This is a genomic window from Pseudomonas sp. PICF141, assembly GCF_002286815.1.
Classification (GTDB): Bacteria; Pseudomonadota; Gammaproteobacteria; order Pseudomonadales; family Pseudomonadaceae; genus Aquipseudomonas.
On sequence record NZ_MUNM01000078.1, the window covers coordinates 1 to 17,955 of the forward strand.

18 protein-coding genes and 1 pseudogene are annotated in these 17,955 nt (G+C 54.4%); 4 read left to right on the plus strand and 15 right to left on the minus strand.

Translation table 11 applies throughout. The features are described from left to right. Positions 1-177: 177 nt before the first annotated feature. From BZL43_RS22500 to BZL43_RS22545, 10 genes and pseudogenes are all read right to left on the minus strand, one after another. The gene (locus BZL43_RS22500; RefSeq protein WP_095634329.1) at positions 178-762 is read right to left on the minus strand and encodes a tail assembly protein; all 585 of its coding nucleotides are present in this window, start codon (positions 760-762) and stop codon (positions 178-180) included. A 3-nt stretch (positions 763-765) separates the two neighbouring features. Next, entirely contained in the window at positions 766-1,128 is a 363-nt protein-coding gene (locus tag BZL43_RS22505; RefSeq protein WP_095634330.1) for a hypothetical protein, read from the minus strand. Between the two features lie 14 nt (positions 1,129-1,142). Continuing rightward, on the minus strand, positions 1,143-2,030 hold the full coding sequence (locus BZL43_RS22510; RefSeq protein WP_256582893.1) for a hypothetical protein: 888 nt from the start codon (positions 2,028-2,030) through the stop codon (positions 1,143-1,145). Next, positions 2,027-2,221, minus strand: a complete 195-nt coding sequence (locus tag BZL43_RS22515) for a hypothetical protein (protein ID WP_095634331.1) — start codon at positions 2,219-2,221, stop codon at positions 2,027-2,029. Before BZL43_RS22515 ends, BZL43_RS22510 begins: the two co-directional genes overlap by 4 nt. Then, complete coding sequence (locus BZL43_RS22520; RefSeq protein WP_095634332.1) at positions 2,208-2,627, minus strand: hypothetical protein; 420 nt, start codon at positions 2,625-2,627, stop codon at positions 2,208-2,210. Before BZL43_RS22520 ends, BZL43_RS22515 begins: the two co-directional genes overlap by 14 nt. Further along, complete coding sequence (locus BZL43_RS22525; protein ID WP_095634333.1) at positions 2,624-3,040, minus strand: DUF5681 domain-containing protein; 417 nt, start codon at positions 3,038-3,040, stop codon at positions 2,624-2,626. Before BZL43_RS22525 ends, BZL43_RS22520 begins: the two co-directional genes overlap by 4 nt. Positions 3,041-3,731: 691 nt before the next feature. Then, the gene (locus BZL43_RS22530) at positions 3,732-5,105 is read right to left on the minus strand and encodes a PIN domain-containing protein (RefSeq protein WP_095634334.1); all 1,374 of its coding nucleotides are present in this window, start codon (positions 5,103-5,105) and stop codon (positions 3,732-3,734) included. A gap of 110 nt (positions 5,106-5,215) precedes the next feature. After that, positions 5,216-5,397: pseudogene (locus BZL43_RS28645) on the minus strand (hypothetical protein). A 33-nt stretch (positions 5,398-5,430) separates the two neighbouring features. Next, the gene (locus BZL43_RS22540) at positions 5,431-6,342 is read right to left on the minus strand and encodes a toll/interleukin-1 receptor domain-containing protein (protein WP_095634335.1); all 912 of its coding nucleotides are present in this window, start codon (positions 6,340-6,342) and stop codon (positions 5,431-5,433) included. Positions 6,343-6,786: 444 nt separating this feature from the next. Further along, a complete protein-coding gene (locus BZL43_RS22545) occupies positions 6,787-8,265 on the minus strand; it encodes a hypothetical protein (protein ID WP_095634336.1) in 1,479 nt (492 codons plus the stop codon). Between the two features lie 614 nt (positions 8,266-8,879). Here BZL43_RS22545 and BZL43_RS22555 point away from each other — a divergent pair. The 3 genes from BZL43_RS22555 to BZL43_RS22565 are packed head-to-tail and all read left to right on the plus strand — an operon-like array spanning position 8,880 to position 9,630. Further along, the gene (locus tag BZL43_RS22555) at positions 8,880-9,065 is read left to right on the plus strand and encodes a hypothetical protein (RefSeq protein ID WP_095634338.1); all 186 of its coding nucleotides are present in this window, start codon (positions 8,880-8,882) and stop codon (positions 9,063-9,065) included. Beyond that, positions 9,062-9,307: a hypothetical protein gene (locus tag BZL43_RS22560; protein ID WP_095634339.1), complete on the plus strand. Its 246-nt coding sequence runs from the start codon at positions 9,062-9,064 to the stop codon at positions 9,305-9,307. The genes BZL43_RS22555 and BZL43_RS22560 overlap by 4 nt, the downstream gene beginning before the upstream one ends. Continuing rightward, on the plus strand, positions 9,304-9,630 hold the full coding sequence (locus BZL43_RS22565; RefSeq protein WP_095634340.1) for a hypothetical protein: 327 nt from the start codon (positions 9,304-9,306) through the stop codon (positions 9,628-9,630). Before BZL43_RS22560 ends, BZL43_RS22565 begins: the two co-directional genes overlap by 4 nt. 280 nt (positions 9,631-9,910) lie before the next feature. Here BZL43_RS22565 and BZL43_RS22570 read toward each other — a convergent pair whose 3' ends face one another. The 3 genes from BZL43_RS22570 to BZL43_RS22580 form a co-directional block, all read right to left on the minus strand. Next, a complete protein-coding gene (locus BZL43_RS22570) occupies positions 9,911-10,372 on the minus strand; it encodes a hypothetical protein (RefSeq protein WP_256582894.1) in 462 nt (153 codons plus the stop codon). 16 nt (positions 10,373-10,388) lie between these two features. Continuing rightward, complete coding sequence (locus BZL43_RS22575; RefSeq protein WP_095634341.1) at positions 10,389-10,625, minus strand: helix-turn-helix domain-containing protein; 237 nt, start codon at positions 10,623-10,625, stop codon at positions 10,389-10,391. Between the two features lie 118 nt (positions 10,626-10,743). Continuing rightward, entirely contained in the window at positions 10,744-10,947 is a 204-nt protein-coding gene (locus BZL43_RS22580; protein WP_095634342.1) for a helix-turn-helix domain-containing protein, read from the minus strand. Between the two features lie 184 nt (positions 10,948-11,131). Here BZL43_RS22580 and BZL43_RS22585 point away from each other — a divergent pair, with 184 nt between their 5' ends. Then, a complete protein-coding gene (locus BZL43_RS22585) occupies positions 11,132-11,605 on the plus strand; it encodes a hypothetical protein (protein ID WP_095634343.1) in 474 nt (157 codons plus the stop codon). Between the two features lie 11 nt (positions 11,606-11,616). On the opposite strand, the gene BZL43_RS22590 is transcribed toward BZL43_RS22585, so the two are convergent. Both BZL43_RS22590 and BZL43_RS22595 read right to left on the minus strand, forming a co-directional pair. Further along, the gene (locus BZL43_RS22590; RefSeq protein WP_095634344.1) at positions 11,617-12,828 is read right to left on the minus strand and encodes a site-specific integrase; all 1,212 of its coding nucleotides are present in this window, start codon (positions 12,826-12,828) and stop codon (positions 11,617-11,619) included. 256 nt (positions 12,829-13,084) lie between these two features. Continuing rightward, positions 13,085-17,797 carry an S-layer family protein gene (locus BZL43_RS22595; RefSeq protein WP_095634345.1) on the minus strand — a complete coding sequence of 1,571 codons (4,713 nt, stop codon included), beginning with the start codon at positions 17,795-17,797 and terminating at the stop codon, positions 13,085-13,087. Positions 17,798-17,955: the final 158 nt, after the last annotated feature.

Genomic DNA, 17,955 nt, shown 5'->3' on the forward strand with positions numbered 1-17,955 from the left:
ACCCGCTTAAAAAGCTAGAACTGGTGCCCACTTAAATTTAAGTGCACACCATGTCTTGGCCTTGAAGGGCTGGGTAGATGACTTGGCCGGACGCATACAGATCACCTCGCTTTAGCCTCACTGTTGTTGCGACGCCTAGAGCAGAGTGGGCTGTTTTAAACCGAGCTGGGCGGGACGTTAAACCTTATCCTCAGCATGGATAGAGGCGGAAATGATGATCCCGCCCCATCGGCGCTCGCCGATGCAGATTGGTACCGGGTTGCCGCTAGCCGTGGTGTTCTTCGCACTTCCGAACGCGTAGCTCGGTGCGTTCTCGGGAGATGCGCTTTGCTTCAGGCCGGTAGCCTGAGGGCTTAGCATCTGGATGACTCCCCCCGCTGCAAGCGCGATACCTGGTGCCAGAGTCGCGCCATTCGTTATTGAGCTCATAGCAATCAAAACAACGCCAAGCACCGTTTGAAATAGGCCTGCGCGCTTGCTGCCGGCAATCACCGGGACGATCCGGATCTCCTGAGCGCTGCCCATCTTCAGTTCCCGCTCGCCGATATTCTTACGGTTCCGGAACACCGCGAACTCCAGTCCTTTCCGCTTGGCGTCTGCGAGATATTTTGCAAAGCCAGGGTGATTGACGTCGATAGCCTTCATCGCCTCGCGCGTATCGCCCGTAGATAGCTCGTAGATGTGTTCGCGCCCGAACAGCTTCGCAGCTGACCCTCCAAGCAGGATTCGGGTCTTGGTGCCGTAGTTTGTGGCCAAAGCCATGATTTACTCCTTGGCGCTCTGGGCGCTGTTATTGGGCACTTCAACGCCCAATCGGATGGCGAGTAGCGAGCGCGACATACGCGCCTGGTCGACCGTTACCTGTTCGTGTCGAGGGTCGTAGTTCCAGATCCGGTCGTAGATTCCCTGGTAGGCGCGGGCGCCCCGGAACGTGCCGCGCAGAAGATCTGCCGACACCCGAGCTTCGTCCTCAGTGAAGAATGGCCCGTCAATGGTTACCTTCTGGCCGTCGCGGACGTGCTGGACATCCCACACCAGGTAGCCAGAATTTGGGCCCTCTTTCAGTGGGTACGACTCAAAGCGGGCTGTCTTGCACGCTTCGGCGAAGCGCTCTTGATAGGTGGTCAAGGTTGGTTCTCCAGTCAAGCTGCGTCCGCATCAACGCCCTCTGTCTCTGCTGCTTGTTCTCCTTTTTCTTCAAGTTTCAGCTTCGTCGCCTCAGGCTTTTCCGCTGGTGTGCGCGACGGGAGTTTATTCAGCCATTCGCGCAGCAGCTCAGAGCCATCGCAGCCGAGGCGCCATTTTTCAAAACGAAGTTTGTAGCCTCCCGAGTTGTCGACAAGGCCGCACAAAGCCATGCAGGTCTGCGAGGTCGTTGCCATGACATCGTCATAGATGGCAAGCATATGGCGGAGCGCGGCAACATCTTCCGCGCGTGATGCTGCGATGCCAGCTCGCTCCAAGCTCCCCGCTGATTCTGAGCTCAGACCGGAGAGCAGGGGATTGGCCCGCAAGATCGCTTCGACAATCTCTGGATGTCCGCCTTGGCGTGCGGCGAAGACAAACGCACGACGATCGTCGCTGCTCATTCCCCGAACCAAACCCCGTAACTCTTGATCAGCCAGAAAGCCGACAACGTCGGTGCTGTTTCGTGGGGATACTGATGAAAAACCTCGCTGTACCGTCTCAGTAAGGGTCTGCATGTTTTGGGTGACAGTCTTGATTTTTGGCAGCAGATTCTCTGTCAACTGTTCGATTTTTTCTTTGCATATCCGCTCAATCGCTGCCGGGTTGAGGTCTTTGTTCCCGCGGACTTTTACGATCTCGGCCCCTACATCGTTGAAGCTCTCCAGAGAGTTCATTTGCAGGTCGCGAAACGGCCTGGCCAGACTGCCGGCCTGCCAGGTCACTTTCCTGCCGTCTGCCTGCAGAATGGTAAAGCTGCGAGACTCGACTGCTGCGTGGTCGTACTCGGAGTAGTGAATGCTCGCGGAGCCGACTTTCAGATTCATTCTCTTGCCGATTTTCATGGGGTTTTCCTTTGGTCAGGTTGAAAGGATGAAAGGATTTCTTGCAAGGTAACTTCCTGGATGGCGAGGCCACCTCCAGCAGCAAGCGCGCTCAGCTCGTCCATCAAGCTGCTGATTTCTCGCACGTCATTGCTGAATTGAGAGCGGCCGGCTTGTTGCTGTAACCGGACAATCTGGCTACGGATGTTCAATGCGGGCCTCGATGATTTCGCTGTATTGGTTGGCGACGTATTCCTGCACGCTGGTCCCCTTGGGCGGACGCTGCATTTGCCAGGCACCCGGAGGCGGGAATGGGCGCATATCCATAATCCCAACTTGTGCAGGGTTCCTTGGGCGCTCCATAGTTCGGACATGAAGGATCATCGCTTTGGCCATCTCCTCGGCCTCTGAACTGTTCATCTCGCAGAAGGGAAAATAGAAAGGGACGTTCAAGTCAGCGATGCGATAGTCAACGACATGACCGACTGTTTCCGGAAGGTCCATCGGTGCCTTGCTGCAATTCACGACCGCGAGGACGATCAGCACCACCATTTCTTCGTCGACGCCGACCTTCTCGGCGATGCGCTTAATTTCGGCTTTCAATGCCTTGAGGCTCATTGCTGCATTCCCTCCATCTGTTCGCGAAGCTCCTCGACGGCCTTTTGCAGTTCGGCAACCTCGATCACCCGGGCAACGGCGCCCAAGCCTTCGATGAGTGACTTGCCCTGGTCAGGAGCGAGTTGCCCGCCGGCGACGGCGCGCATAATTGATCGGGCGGCGCTGGGCAGGTCCGTATCGTCGAGTTCGAATTGCACGGCCTCGGAGGTCGGCTTGATCGGTGGCACCAGGCGCTCAAGGATCAGGCGGCAGGCCTGCATATCGCCCTTCTTGGCCGCTGCCAGAACCTTCTTGGTAACGGCTTCTGCACCCTCGGCCAGTCGGGCGCGGATTTCCTGCGTCTGGCCAGAGCGGCCCCCAGGATTACCCGATTGGCCGGGCTTCCATTTACCGCCCTTGTCGCGCTCAGTCATGCGGCGGGAGATTCCATGGCAATGACCGGTTTGTTTTCTGCGAGTGCGATCAGCAGGGCGGATGCTTGAACGCTTCCATCTGCGGCGGCTTCGCGGAGTCGACCCCAGGCCGCAGCAACTTCAGATCGTGTTGGTCTGTGTTGGCGTCCTCGGGCTGGCTTGGCTGTGTTCATGGGTTGCCTCGAATGGGATTTTGAAGTGCTCAAAAACTCACATTAGGCATGATCTGATTATTTATCCAGTGCTTTTTAGGTGCACCTAAGGTGCTACACGCAACCGGATTAAATGGGACTGAAATAGTTGGTTTGCAGCGGATGGAGGAGGGCGGTTTTGTTGCAGTAAGTCGAAGGTAGGCAAAGTGTTACGTTGAAGGCGCTACCCCGTTTCAAGGTTGTGTTGAGCTGGTCCGTCCAGCCCCCAACGGGGATGAACCGATGCAGGAACGCACGGCGAGCTCGTCCTCAATTCGAGGAATATCCACCGTTGGTGGGAATTGGCTTTGAGTCGGAAACCCAGTAACAAACCTGGTCTCCCATTTCGGTAGGGCAGGTGTCGCGACACGTTTGACGAATTATGAAAACGTGTCGCGGAGCTGACCGAGGCAAAGTGAGAAAATCCCACTTCGGTCCGGATGGCTCAAATGTGAGCCTGGATCACCATTGAATGCGCCTGCTCTGACGTGCTGTCAGGGCTATAAAATTGAGTTAATTATGTCGTTGTAGGCGCCTGAATCATAAGATGTAAAGCCGTTTCCATCCTCGTCTATCATTCCAACGACTAGAAGTATTTTAGGAGAAACACCATTTATGGCGTGAGATCTTAACGCCGATCTGATTTTGTTTACTTCATGTGGGGTTTGGAGAGCGAACGTTAATGTATAGCTGTCGACAACGCCGCTTTGAAGATGCGCATCTGCTCTGGCGATGACATTTTTGATCAAGATAGGGAAAATCGATTCGTCCATCATGAATGGCCTGATCTCGTAACCATGCTTGAGATTATTATATTCAACAATTAAATCTAACTGGTCGCTTGGTATTTCGACTCCTCCCCAAGACAGCACCCACTCTCGCACAACTCTCTTTGCTTCTAGAATATTTGCTAGTAACTGCTTGGGAGACTTTCTAAAGAAGTTCTCTTCGGATGTGTCGCGTACGTCCTCGATAGTCGCTTCGGAGATATCTGTATTTAAAAAGTCTTTGGCGTACTGCAAGAAGCCTTCAGGGTTGTACATGATGAAGGTGTTGATTCCCCCAGTTAAAGTGGCCTCCTCTATTAACTCCGGCCTAGGTCCAATTGTTTTTGGTCCGTCCAAGTTGTATTTGAGCCACCAATCTTCTTTAGCATCGTCTGTTACAAATATTACTTTATTTTTTTTGTTCTCTTTTGCGAATTGCAAGAGTTGCGTCCATATCAAGTAATCACCATATTTTCGCTTGTATATGATGTTGCTATGCGCGAACTCATCGGGGGAGTCCTCGTCTTTTTTGTTATCCATATAGCCAGGAGGGATTTTGAATTTATATCGCTGTTCTGCTAGCTTAAATAAATCGTCAATGGTCTTCTGGTCTGATGGGATAGGGCCAACACGGTTTTCAAATAGACTTTCGATTCGTTCCTTTAAGAAGTCTGGGTCAGTTAGTTTTTGCTGTGTTTTTTGAGAGTTGTCTAGCTGAGCTAGAAAATTTTCAGCTAAAGCGTCGAATTCGGAGGTTAAATAGTCAAAATCGATTAAGGTATGTCGTTTTGCAAGATTTAATCTTGTTGCTTCCGCTGAAATGGCTCCCTTGATTTTTTCAATGCTCTTCCGTACCTCAGAGAATTTTTTTCCCTGCTCCGAGATTACTTTAAGTCTATTTCTTTGGAATTCTAATGCGACATGGAAGGGGATCCATATTTTTTCAGATAATTCTTCTAATACTGACAGTAGTTCATCTCGAGTATTTTCTTGGTATCGATATAAATTTAGTAAAACATTTGTGTCAAATACGAAAATTGCGTCTTTCCACGCAGCTTTGTAATCTAGCTGACGCGATGTTTCGTACTGCGGAAAGAGTCCTTTCATGAGCCCTCCAGGCAGGCGTGCTATTGATATGGCATCATATTGCCGTCTTTTCGTATGCTTGTCTAAACGAACGCCAAGAGCAGCATCTGCGCGAATAGGGTGGCACCTCTTCATGGGGGGCCAGCCACGGTCAACTCTGCAATTCCCTGCCTGATGAAGTCCAGGTCTTCATCCAGCGTGGCAAGCGCGCAGCGCACGTTGTCGGCGATGTCTGCCGATCCGCGCTGCTCTACCCAATTGAAAGCTCCTCCACTGCGGCACGCAGAGCGATCTGGTTTTGGTTCTCCACGATCTGTTAGACAATCAGATCATGGGGCGCGCGGAGCTAAATAAACGGATTACGACCTAAAGGCGGGATTGGGATCTGTACGTCATGGAGATCTCTTATTAGGTCGTTCAATTGATTTTGGTATTGTTCACCAGCGCTGAGATTGAATCGTAGGCGAGTACTTAACTCTGCAGGGATAACAACTTGGTCGGTCGACTGGCGAACAATTGGGATGAATTTTACGGTTCCCAAATCCTGCATTAAGGCACCGGTTACAATCATGTGTTCGAAGCCCACGCCCCCTCTACGCCCAGCCGCTCTCTCGACATAACCCTCACTGCAAATAACAAGGACTCGGTCCGCCTCTCTAATAGAGCGATCCATGAAGGCCGCTAGATCCTCACCACCTCTCACGTGCCATTGATCAAGGATGACGTCTATGCCCTGAGCTCTTAGATTGGCGGCCAATAATGCAACCCATTGCCTATGTTCGGGCGAGTCCCATGAGTAGGATATAAACACTTTTGGTGGTCTTGGTTGAGGTGGAAGCTGAGCGAGGTTTAGAAGGTTAGCCCTCATTAGAACGTTAACCAGATCGACATCTTTTACAGCCCAATGTGTACGACTATGCTCCCAATTTCTTATGTTGATATCCAGCTCCTGGTAAATACTGCTCAAAACAGTCTGCGGTATAGGCGTAACTGCAGGGTCAAGAGCAAGGGTAACTCTCAATTCGTGTTGCAACTGTTGAATTTCGGTAATCCTACCTACCCGCGCTGGCTGATCCCGGAACTCCTCATAAGCAAATAGAGTGGGCATACCTTTAAGCTGCTCGACAACATCACCAGTCAAAGTATTGAATCTGTCCCTAAGCACCGGAACTGTGTGCTCAAGGTAGCGGCCCGTAGACAGTGACCACGTAGGGTTATCCCAGTCATCTTCTCCTGCAGTCATCAATAGGTTGTACATCTCACGCTTCCTTGAGCCTAAGCTCGGTTGTGGTCGTTGATACACAGAGCAGGCGTATCAGGAGGGGGAGCCGTGGGAAGCATAGTCGACGCAAAGGCGGCGCGCGTTGGAAGCCTCCGGCTTGACCGTCACTAGCTGCTAATAAGATCGGCGAGGTTTTCCGCGCATAAGGTGAGGCAAGGCCGTCAAAGTAAGACCATAACGTTATATGTCGCGATATTCCGCTATTAGATTTTGGTATTGCGGGATATTTACCTAGGGTATGGAGATGCACTCAAACCTGAGGGCATTAGCCCGATGCGCGGAATTCTGCTCACATCTCATCCAAGCACCTGGTGTGCTCAGATCTGAGCACATCAACGATGACCCAGTATTGGGCCATCCCCACCCTTCGGATTTGAAATCCAGAAGGGGCGGATTTGATCCGACCCTTGGCTCTGGGTTCTATATGCTGGCTTTTGTTGCGGGCTCTTCAATTGCATCTTGCGCAGCAAGTCCATTTTCGACCTTTTGATTTTCAGCCTTGAGTATGCGTTCTGCCGTTTCACCTAGTTTTTTTGAGATTGCTGAAAAGCCTGGGATTTTAGAGAGTGCTTCCATCGAGTCAGACAGCTTCGCGCTGTTTTCCAATGCATCCATCAATGGATGGTCGGACTTGTTGTAGTCAGTAATGAGTTTGCCTGGGTTTTCAGAACTGACTTGGAGTAAGTTGAAAAGCAGTCTGGTTCTTAATTCGTCTCGCACAAGGTTGTCTCGTGGGAGCGATTCTATTTGATTTGATAGTCCAGAGAAGGTTTTGCCAAGCACGGCTTTGTGTGTGTACTCTTCAATAAGTCGTTTCGAAAGATTGAGCTTTTTATTCGATGAGTAAGCGAACCATAATACAGGAAAGTAAAGAGGTAGGATTGAGACGATCAAGCTTGGTGTGTCCTTGATGACTTGAACTAAGTCGGAACCTTTCCATCCAAGCAGATATATGTCTACGAAAAACGGAATCAATGAAACTGCAACCATTAGCGCAATAGCAATGGCGAAACTTTTCTCATATTTCACTTGTGACAATATTTCATCGTCTTTCTTTTTTTCATATGCTGCGCTCAGGCCTTCTGCCATTGCACCGGGTAATAGGCCGGTTAGCTGTGCATTGATAGCCGCGATCCTGCTGTCTGATTTGTTAATTAGTTCTTCAAAGATGTCGTTGTTTTGTTTTAGTTTGGTTTCATGTTTTTCTGTTATGGTGTCGGTTAAGCTTTTGACTTTGTCATTTAGCTCAAGCGTAGCCTTTTCGATTCCGTCATATGCGGTTTGTAATTCGTCTATTAATCCATCAGTTCGTGCAGTGGTGCCGTCGCTACTTTTTATTTCTGCTCCGAGGATTTCTTTGTGAAGTTCGTCTATTTCTGATTTTCTTTTCATTGAGTGAGAAAGCAAGCTGTCCATGCTTTCACTCAATGTTTTAGAGTTGGTAAGTAGTGTTTTTGTAATTTCCACTTGCTCAGGTAATTTTTGACTTTCAACTAAAGCGGTTTTTATCACTGTATAGTTGGCTGTCACCTCGGATGCTTGAGTTTCAGCCAGTTCTTTGGTGTTTAGTAGTGCTGCGTAAGCCGCTTGATTGCTTGTGATAATTGATTCGGTCAGTGCTTTATCTTGTTCTATAAGTGCTCTGGTTTTTCGTGTTTCAACGAGCTCTGCCTTCGCTTCAGTGTTGCATGCCGCAAGCTCCGTTAACGCGGTGTCGATATTTGCTTTTGTTGCGAGTATTTGCTCTTCAATCGCTTTGGAGTTTTTTGCGGCTTTGTTGGCGATTTCTTCCGAGTCAGTAGCCCTAGTTCTTATTTCTTGTCGCAGTGTTTCAAGTTTTTGCTCAACATCTGAGCGAAATGTGTCAAAAACTTTCTGGTCAACACCTAAAAGAGCCATAAATTCCCCAATATCCTTATACGTGAAAGTTGATTATTAAAACGGCAGAGGCTCAGTAGGCTTCTTTTGCCGCTGGAGCAGGCATCTATTTTCGTGCAAGCAGACAGCTTCCGCCACGTTCGGGGCATCAGTCAACGAGAGGAAAGCGCATTTTTTACAATCATGCGTTGCGTTACCCGTAACGTAGGTTTATAGTATTGGTTCGTTACGGGTAACGGATGGCGATTAGCGGAGGAAATATGACTGACGAGAAGAAACCCAAAGGTCTAGCCGAAAGGCAGCGACTGTTTCGCGAGCGACAGCGTGAGGCCGGGTTCACGCAGAGGACGTTGTGGATTCATGTTGAAGCTGAGGACGCGGGCAGGCGCGCAGCTGCCAATGGTGAGCCTTGTGAGCCCATGGGTACCATGCACCCTCTAAGCTGGGCGGCAGGATGGGTTAGCGAAACAGAAAGCATGGGCCCGGAACTTGTGGAGGATATCCGGCGAAGCAAACACCCTTGATCTGGGTGATTTTTATCGGCTGAGGATTCAGCCCATTTTAGGAAAAGGTGCCAACCCGGTGCGCTAACACCGGGCCTGGCTATCACACGACGCAACTTCAAGGGACACGTCATGCAACTTAAACAGAATACCATCCAAATTCTTGATGCGCGTGGAGAAATCATCGGCACCATGAAGCTGCCGGCCAGCATCAAGCTGACCGATCTGGCCTCGCTGAAAATGCTGGGCGCTATCAGCGTGAAGGTCTTGCCTTGCTCCACTCCGTTCAGTGGAATCACTGTAGGGGGTGCCCAATGAGCCAGGCCAGCGCCAGCATCGCCGACGAGGCTCTTGAGCTACTGCGCGCCACGCATGAACGCATCAACAATATGCGGGTGCTGTTCAACGCCATCATCAAGGACCTAAAGCACGGCGAGTCGCACGATATCGAAGAGCTGGCCAACCTCGGCGGCTTCCTGGGGTACGACTGGGCGAACTATGTCGACTGCGAAATCGAGAAGATGCAGGCCGCTCTGGACACCGCGGAGGTGGCCAAATGATCGGGCAAATCAAAAGCCGTGATGATCTGAGCTTTACGAAGCGCGACGACGGGGGGCGGCTTATCAATTGGCCCCTGTATAACCGCGGTGTGCCGGCGGACTGGGCAAAGGGTATCGCCTGTTTCGATGGTGAGGTCTTTGAGCTGGCCTCCCACGATGAAACCGAAGCCTTCCACGCCATCCAATTCGCCATTGTGGGAATGGGTGGGCGGTGCACAAGCCTCGAAACTGGCTTTATTGATCGCGTGGCCCGGGCGGCGGTAATTGGGCTTCGTGCACTGCGTGATGGAGCCGAGCCGTTCGCTCCCACAGACACTGACTGACAACAACGAAAACTCCGTAGTAACCAGGGCACTACCCCGCAACAGGGTGGTGCCTTCTTGTATCAGGCCCACCGGCGGCGGATGAGCAATGCCTGTTTTGACAGACTGGTATGGTAGATATTTATAAGGGTGTATTGATTCGATACAGGAAGAATTGATTTAGTGGTATTGAATCAATACACGATGGGTTGATTTCTGAACCCAACCGGACAGAACGGTACTGTTAGTTTTTCTACGTGTATTGATTCGATACCGCTCTGTGTATTGATTTGATACCGGATCAAATCGAATTTGTCAGGTCTCGGACCGTTCTCGGCGGGGCGCTAGTTGGGGATATTTCGAGTTCTTTGCCCGGGCAATCGTCGATCGAATACCAGGAAAGCGCGTACAGGGCGCACCGCGAGCCGTGCCGGGAGAAAACGCTGCTTCGGGTCTGGATGATCCATCCACCACTCAAGAGATCAGTCAGCGCCTTTTGCAGAATGTTCGGAGAGCTCACTCCCCACTCTTTCGCCATTGTTCTTGTGGCTGACAGGTCGCCGTTGTTATTCCCGTTGTACTGCATGTGCAGCTCCATCAGCACCCCTCTGGCAGTGAAACTCAGCGCACGATAGGGGGCAGACTGCCCCATCTGCCACAGCATCATGGCAAATGGTTTAGCCTTGGGTTTGAACCCCTTTCTTTTTGTAGCCATACGGCCGCTCACAGGCAGGCGCAGAAATGCCCTCAACGTTGAGGGCATTTCTGCTGTCTTTGGGTTACGACGCTTCGCGCATGAGAATGTACTTGGCCACACGGTGAGGTGGCCGGCCTGGCTCAGTTGACTGATGCGTCCAATAGGTGCGGATCTCGTGACCCTTTTTCCTGAGCCGGCGGATGGTGTTTGGTGGCTGGACGATATCCAGGTCCTTTGCCGCCTCTATGGTCGACACTGGGCCGTTTCTCAGCGCCTCGATCATCTTACGGTCTTGCTCGGTTGAAGAATGGCGTGTCATAGTTTGCCCTTCACGTTGGTGCTATCCAGTGTGTTTTCGCTGAGGCGGTGCTCGAACACCGCCTTGGCAATCTTCCGCGCAGCCCTGCGCAATACTTCCTCCTTATTCTTTTCGCGCTTCACCGTGCGCCTGCCTTAGCTGCACGCTCAATGAACGCCTTCAGTTCGGACGCCAGTGCGAGACGCCGGCGGCCAATCTTGAAAGTTTTGATTTCCCCTTGGGCGATGAGCTCATAAGTAGCTGAGCGCGAGATCCCCAAGATGCGCGCTGATTCTTCGACGCTCACCGATAGCGGTGCCATTTGCTGCTGTGTTTGTTCCATGGTTGTCTCCTAGATTCCGACGCCGAAGAGGGTGCCAGATGTTGCTAGGTTACAACGCATAAATCTATCGGTGCAAGCAAATGCTAAACAGTATTGTACTTGCACGGATTGACAGTGGTTTGCGTGTCGCGCAAGCTGTGCCTATCAGGTCAGTTCCTGACCTTTACAGAACAGATGGAATGGTATGGCCACTAAGACAAGTAAGCGGACCGGCGAGACCAGCACGACAGTCAGCGTGGGAATAAGGATCGACCCAAAGATTAAGTTCGCCCTGGACATGATGGGGAGACTACAAAAGCGATCGCTCACCGCTGTGATCGAATGGGCTATTTCTAATGCGATGAGCCAGCAAGCTATCGATAGCTCGCATGGCGTCACTAAAATTACCGAAGCTATCGATGCGATTTGGTCCACAGACGAAGCGACCAGATTCATCAATATGTGTTTCGAAGTTCCAACGATGCTCACCTACGATGAACTGAGGCTTTGGGATACGATCAAGCTAAGCAAGCTTTTTTGGACTACTGGGTGCGCTACTGAATTTAGGGCGCACCTCGATGAATGGAGGCTCCGGCTAAACTGGAGCTTGCTAAAAGATCACGTCGAAGAGCACAAAAACTCGCCGTCGGTGGTCGAATTTAGTGACGTCCCGTTTTAGCGGATCAACAATCAGATCAACTCCACGGCCGCCGCCTTGGTGCCCGGCGCTAGATGGGCATACCGAAGCGTCATCTTGATATCCGCGTGCCCCAGCAGGTCCCGCACCGTGTTGAGTGGCACGCCGGCCATCACCAAGCGTGACGCGAAGTCGTGACGCATATCGTGCCAGCGAAACCCCTCGATATTGGCTCGCTCTAGTAGCTTGAGCCAGGCGCTTTTAACGTCCTCCAGGCGGCCGCCGGCCTGACTCGGGAAAACGTACCGAGACTTCCCGACCTGCTTTTTCCAACCCTCCAGCACGCCGAAGGTTTCCTTGTTCATTGGGATATGCCGTGTGTCGCTCGTTTTCGTGGTGGCGCCGGCGGCGGTTATCGTTTTCGTTTGGAAGTTCACCGCTGACCATTTCAGGTCAAACAACTCGCCGCGCCTCATGCCGGTATTCAGCGACACCAGCACCATGGGCTTCAGGTGATCTGTGAAGGGCAGTTGCAGCAAACCTTGCATCTGCTCTTTACCGCGGTCTGCTCGCCACTTGTTCGCAGTCTCGCGCTCGGCCCGCGCTTCGTCTTGACGCGCGTCCAGCGCTTGGCGCAGTCGCTTGGTCTCGTCGGCATCCAGATAGCGGACCAGCCCCATGGAGTCGACCTTGAGGGCTTTGAGCCTCTCCATCGGATGGGCGTCGATGTACTCCCATTCAACAGCTCTACTGAAGACGCCGCTGATGGAGCCCATTTTGCGGTTGACCGTCGACGGCTTGTTGCCAGACTGCATCCATCCCGTGCGGATTTGGTCCAAGTCGCGGCCGGTGATCGCGTTGAGACGCTGAGGCATGATCGCCTCGAAGTTGTTGTCGAGCGTGTGCAGGGTTTTCTCATGCCCTTTGTGGTGCGTCTTGAACCACGGCATATAGGTATCGTCGATGAATTGACGCAACGAGGGGAGGGCGGCACCTTTCCGCCCTTGGGCGACGGCCAGCGGCTCCCCGTGGGCGTGCGCATCGGCTAGGTACTGGGCGGCCTCAGTGCGCGCTTGATCAAGCGTCACCACTCCAACGCGGCCGAGGGTGGCATTCTTGTTGCGGCCCCAGGTGACCATGTACGATTTATGCCCGCTTGGCAGCACACGGATGAACAGTCCGGGCTGTACAATGTCATGAACGCGGTAAGCTTTCGGCTCAGTGGGCAGGCTGCTGATGAGTTTTTGGGTGATCTTCGTTTTCAAGCAGTACAGCTCCGTGACAGCACCGTGGCAGCAAAAATAACTATACGGGGCCGTTTTCACGGACGCAACCGGACGAGAAGCCCCGTAAATACTGGCCTACCTCAAGCCATGCGGCTTCTAAACTGACCCTCCTAAGGGGAAGGTTGGCAGTTCGAACCTGCCCTGGGACACCATATAGTTGAAAGCCCCACGCAGAGTGATCTGGTGGGGCTTTTTTGTGGCTGTCTGCAGCGATGGATTCGTTTCCAGCCCAACATCAAGCCGTCAGCGTATGGTCAGCCTCCCCAAACCACGTACGCACCAGATCGGTACCGCTTGTGCCCGTGTTGGCAAGGACCGCCACATCGGCGAAGTTCGTACCATTGGCTGCGCCGTCGGCATCCACCTTCACGGTGATGTCGCTGCCTGATTGCGCCAGTTGGACGAAGTCGGACGCCTGGCTAATACCGCTAACGAAGTTGGCGCTGAGCAGGGCAGAGAGGTCGAGTGCGTCGCCTTCGGCGAAGTTGTAGTCGAGGATGGTGTCCCCGCCTTCCGCCGCGTTGAGGTAGGCGAACATATCGGCTCCCGCGCCGCCACTGAGCGTGTCCTCTCCACCACGACCGGCCAGGATGTCGTTGCCGTCGCCGCCACTGAGTACGTCTGCCGTCATGCTGCCCACGAGTGTGCCGCTGGATGCGCCGTTGTAACTGACCTGGGTACCGGCCTCGCCGTCGGTGACCTGGAAGTCCTCCGCTATGTAATGCCCTAGCAGGTTCACCTCGGCCCGATGCGTGCCGTCGTTCACCGTCAGCAGGCCGCCGCTGCCAGAGGCGTTGGCGCTGTAGCTGAGCTGGGTGTTGGCGCCGAAGGCGAGATCGCCGAAGGTCAGCATGTCATCGCTTTCCAGACCGAGGATGCCGACCAGCGAGCTCGCCGCTTCGGCCTGTGCGATCACCAGCGTGCCCGCACCTTCGCCGTGGAAGGCGACGGACCCGTGGGCGGCGCCGGAAAAGGTCAGGGTCGCGTCGCCGTCGATGGTGGCGCTGCCGTTGCCCATCACGTCGGCCAGCAGACGCATGTCGCCGCCATTGGCCCATAAGTGACCGGAGTTGTCGACCGCACTGGCGACCGTCATGCCGCCTTCACCCGTGGATTCCAGCACGCCGCTGTTGGTAATGCTGTGGGTGCCGGTGTCGAGCACCAGACTGTTCAGTCCGCTGGCCAGGATCAGGCCTGCATTGACCAGTACCAACTGCCCGGCGCCCAACTGGCCGGCGCCGGAAATGCGGTTGTCGACGTTGGTCAGGACGGTGTCGGCGCTGCCACCGAAAATCACGTTTTGCGCGCTGTCGGATAGCAGGACCTGGCCGCCGCCGGTCAAGGTCGCACCGCGGAAAAGAATTTCCAGCTCGGTTGCGCTGCCGGTGGAACCGAGTTCGATGGTGCCGCTGTTATGAATGCTGCCACCGAACGGCATGATCGCGCCGTCGGCAATGGTGAGGGTGCCGGTATTGGTCATGACCGGGTCCACATCGAACTGGAAGTTCGCTTCGCTCAAGTCAGTCGCATCGACACCTTTCAGGGTGACCGACTGGCCGGCGCCGATGCTGACCAGTGCATTGCCGTTGGCGTCGTTAGTGATGTTCAAGTCAGCAAAGCTGTTGATGCCCGGGAAGCCGATCAAGTCGATCTTGTCCGCCGTGGCATCGAAGCTGTAGATCTGGTTGTTGCCGATCGGCTGGGCGAAAACGAAAGTGTCGGCACCGGACGAGCCAGTCAGGTTGTCGTCAGCGGACAAGGCGAAGATTGGTGCGTCGGGGGCATAGACTTCGATGTTGTTGAACACATAAGCGCTACCGTCGCTGCCGTCACTATTGCTCCAGTACATATTGACATCAAGCACCAACGCTCCCGCGAAGTCGCTTGGGGTTGTCACCGTCAATGCGCCAGGATCGCTGGTCTGCACGGTCCAGGTGCCATCGCCGTTGTCGGTTCCCGCATTGAATATCCATCCCGAGGGAACACCGCCGATTGAAACCGTTATCGGGCCGCTGATAGCGCTCGACGGAGTAGTGAGGGCTAGATTGATAGGTTCGCCGGCAACGCCTGCCGGAAGGTTTGCACTGCTCCCGGCAGCCCCAGCATTACCCGCCAGATCGGTGTAGCTATTCGCGCTAACGTCGACTTTCACGCTACCGGTCAGCGTTCTGGTCAGCGTCGCCGTATAGGTATCGCCGTCTACCTGCGTGAAGTTACCCCAGGTTCCGCGAGGGGTTGGCCCTGATGCACTCACCGTGACGTCGGAAAGGCTGAAACCGATCACTGCCTCACTGAACTGGAATGTGACTGTCGATACTGAGCCGATCGCATTCCCTAGCGCGGTCCCCGTCACTACCACCGTCGGTGCCACGGTATCAACCGGCGTCTCAACGACGTTCTGCACATTCACCGTCATCGTCTGCGTGTCAGTTCCCCCATTGCCGTCGGCCACCTGAACATCCACAACATAGATGTTATCACCGTCAGCACCACCGACATCCTGGGCATTCTCGTAATCGGGCGCTGAATTGAACGTCAGCACCCCGCTTGAACTGATCGAGAACTTGCTGAAATCCGTCCCGGCCGTATTCAGGATCGAGTAGCTCAGGGTTTGTGACGACTGATCAGCATCGGTTGCCGTCACTGTCGTGACCGTCGTGGTGTTCTCCGCCACGTTGACCGAAGCCGTCGCACCACCGCCGTTGGAGGTGATTGTTGGCGAGTCGTTGCTGCCGTTGATGGTCACCGTCACTGCAGTCGAGCTGCCGTCGGCACTGAGTACGGTGAAGCTGTCGGTGAGACTGTCGCCGACATTGAGTGCGTCGAAGGCCGAGTTGGCGGTATAGCTCCAATTACCCGAGGCATCGATGGCGAAGGTTCCGTTGGCGCCGGCGGTACCGGATTGGGCCTGGAAGGTTTCCGGGCTGTCGATGTCGCTGATGGTGAGGGTGCCAGCTGTGGTCAGTGGGGCATTGGTTTCGGTCAGCGTGACATTGGCTGAGGACAGCACGGCGGCGTCGTTAGTGCCGGTGACGGTCACAGTCACCAACTGGGTGTCCACGCCGCCGAGGCCATCGCTGACCTGCACGCTGAACACTTCATCGTGACTCTCGCCAGCCCCCAGCGATTGCACCGCACTGGCAACACCATCGGTGCCATTGGCCAGGGTGTACGTCCATTTACCAGTACTATCCACCGCGATCGAACCATAGGTGCCGGTATTCGTACCGGCAATGCTCCAGCTGGCTGTTGCGGCATGATCGACGTCGGCCGAACTGAACTGACCGCTGACGCTGAGCGTGGTGTCTTCCTGCGCCGCGCCGACATCATGGCCGGTGGCGAAACTGAGTACCGGCGCATCGTTAGTGCCGGTGATTGTGATGTTCACCGTCTGCGTCGCCGAGGCAGCATTAGCCGCGCCGCTGTTGTCAGTGGCAACCACCGTGTACGAGAAGGTGATGGTTTCACCCGCACCGAGGAAGTCGAGGTTCTGGTTGCTGCTGTAGTCCCAGCTGTTTTGATCGACCGAGAAACCGGCCACCAGTGCCGAAGCCACGGCCGCATTGAGCACGCCGCCGCTCCAGGCGATGTCGCCGTTGGCGGTCTGCGACACGGTCACCGTGTCGGTACTGTCCAGATCGGCAAAGCTCAGTGCACCGCTGTCGCTCAGCGTGGCGGTGCCATTACCTTCGTTCATTGCGCCGCTGCTGTCGGCGATTGTCAGCGTCGGCCGATCGTTAGAACCGGTGATAGTAATGGTCACGGTCTGCACCGCGCCGTCGCCGATCGCCACGTTATAGGTTTGGGTGACGATCTGGCCTTCGCCGAGGAACTGCAACGCGGCGTTGTCCACTGCGAAGTTCCAGCCCAGCGAACCACTGCCCGTGCCGGTGCTGTCGCTCAGCGGATCAGTGGTGAAACTGCCCAGATAGCCGGAAGCGCCCGGCGTGACGGTAACGCTGTGGATGTCGATCAGGTCGACGTCGGTGAAGGTGATGTTACCGCTGGCTGCGTAGTCGCCGCTGTCTTCCCCGGCATCGCCGGCCTGCACGCCGCTGGTGATCTGCACCTGGTCGTTAATGCCGGTGATGGTGATGGTCACATTCTGCGTGGTCGACGAACCATGCCCGTCACTGAGGGTGACGATATAGGTTTCAGTCACCGTCTGCCCTTGGGCCAGGGATTGGGCTGCCGCATTGTTCAGGGTGTAAGTCCAGTCAACCGTGCCGTCGGCGGCGTTGGCCGCTTCAGTTACTGATGCAAGGGTGAAGTTGCCCAGCGCGGTGGCGTTGCCTGCCGCAGGGACGAAAGAGGCGGTATGCGTGTCGCTCAGATCTACGTCGCTAAACGCAATCACCCCCGTCGCGCTCAGCGAGTCGGTCGGGCTCGATGTCGTGCTCGCATCTTCGGTTACTGTGCCGGCCTGCACATCCAGGCTTATCGTCACGCTGTCATTCGCACCTGCGAACTGCACCTGCGCGGTGGCCCAACTGAGGGTGCCGTTGCCGAGACGAATCGCATAGGTAAAGGTGTCTGTCAGGGTCCCTCCACCCGCCAGCGACTGAAGTTGTGCCTTGAAAGCCGTCGACAATGTTGCGGCGTCGTAGCCGACCTTGCCATCGGAGGTAATCCAGATCTTTGCCCCGTTGAAACTGGTGTCAGTACTCGTTGCCTCAATTCTGCCGGTGTCCTGGACCAGCAGGTCGGCCGGTGCATAAACCTTGGTGGCAGTGGAAAGACTGGTCGCGTCATCGAGTGACCACAGTGTCTTTGCGCTGCCGCCGAGGTCATTGGACATGACGTCCAGGTATACGACTCCCAGCAGGTCTTCAGTGATGGCCGCGGTGCTCGTGCCAATCACACCGGTCGTGAAAATGTCGTCCTGCGCCTGCGCAGTGTTGGAAAGTGAAGTAACGGTGCCGCCGCTGGTCGTTGTAGTGGTAGTCATGTCTGTCTCCCGAGAGGGCGGTTTTTTATTTTTGGAGTTGCCAGGCATTGCTGACAGGACGAAATCCTGTCCTTGCACCGTTCAGATTGTTCAAGACGTATTTTGAGAGAGCACCGACTCAGGGATACGGCCTTTCCTGATATCAGTTTGATGTGTGT

Bases quoted from the DNA above. Each gene is read 5' to 3' on its own strand.
- BZL43_RS22570 (WP_256582894.1), bottom strand. From the start codon at position 10,372: ATGCCCTCAACGTTGAGGGCATTTCTGCGCCTGCCTGTGAGCGGCCGT.
- BZL43_RS22555 (WP_095634338.1), top strand. From the start codon at position 8,880: ATGCAACTTAAACAGAATACCATCCAAATTCTTGATGCGCGTGGAGAA.
- BZL43_RS22530 (WP_095634334.1), bottom strand. From the start codon at position 5,105: ATGAAAGGACTCTTTCCGCAGTACGAAACATCGCGTCAGCTAGATTAC.
- BZL43_RS22525 (WP_095634333.1), bottom strand. From the start codon at position 3,040: ATGACTGAGCGCGACAAGGGCGGTAAATGGAAGCCCGGCCAATCGGGT.
- BZL43_RS22540 (WP_095634335.1), bottom strand. From the start codon at position 6,342: ATGTACAACCTATTGATGACTGCAGGAGAAGATGACTGGGATAACCCT.
- BZL43_RS22595 (WP_095634345.1), bottom strand. From the start codon at position 17,797: ATGACTACCACTACAACGACCAGCGGCGGCACCGTTACTTCACTTTCC.
- BZL43_RS22585 (WP_095634343.1), top strand. From the start codon at position 11,132: ATGGCCACTAAGACAAGTAAGCGGACCGGCGAGACCAGCACGACAGTC.
- BZL43_RS22575 (WP_095634341.1), bottom strand. From the start codon at position 10,625: ATGACACGCCATTCTTCAACCGAGCAAGACCGTAAGATGATCGAGGCG.
- BZL43_RS22545 (WP_095634336.1), bottom strand. From the start codon at position 8,265: ATGGCTCTTTTAGGTGTTGACCAGAAAGTTTTTGACACATTTCGCTCA.
- BZL43_RS22580 (WP_095634342.1), bottom strand. From the start codon at position 10,947: ATGGAACAAACACAGCAGCAAATGGCACCGCTATCGGTGAGCGTCGAA.
- BZL43_RS22500 (WP_095634329.1), bottom strand. From the start codon at position 762: ATGGCTTTGGCCACAAACTACGGCACCAAGACCCGAATCCTGCTTGGA.
- BZL43_RS22510 (WP_256582893.1), bottom strand. From the start codon at position 2,030: ATGAAAATCGGCAAGAGAATGAATCTGAAAGTCGGCTCCGCGAGCATT.
- BZL43_RS22560 (WP_095634339.1), top strand. From the start codon at position 9,062: ATGAGCCAGGCCAGCGCCAGCATCGCCGACGAGGCTCTTGAGCTACTG.
- BZL43_RS22565 (WP_095634340.1), top strand. From the start codon at position 9,304: ATGATCGGGCAAATCAAAAGCCGTGATGATCTGAGCTTTACGAAGCGC.
- BZL43_RS22520 (WP_095634332.1), bottom strand. From the start codon at position 2,627: ATGAGCCTCAAGGCATTGAAAGCCGAAATTAAGCGCATCGCCGAGAAG.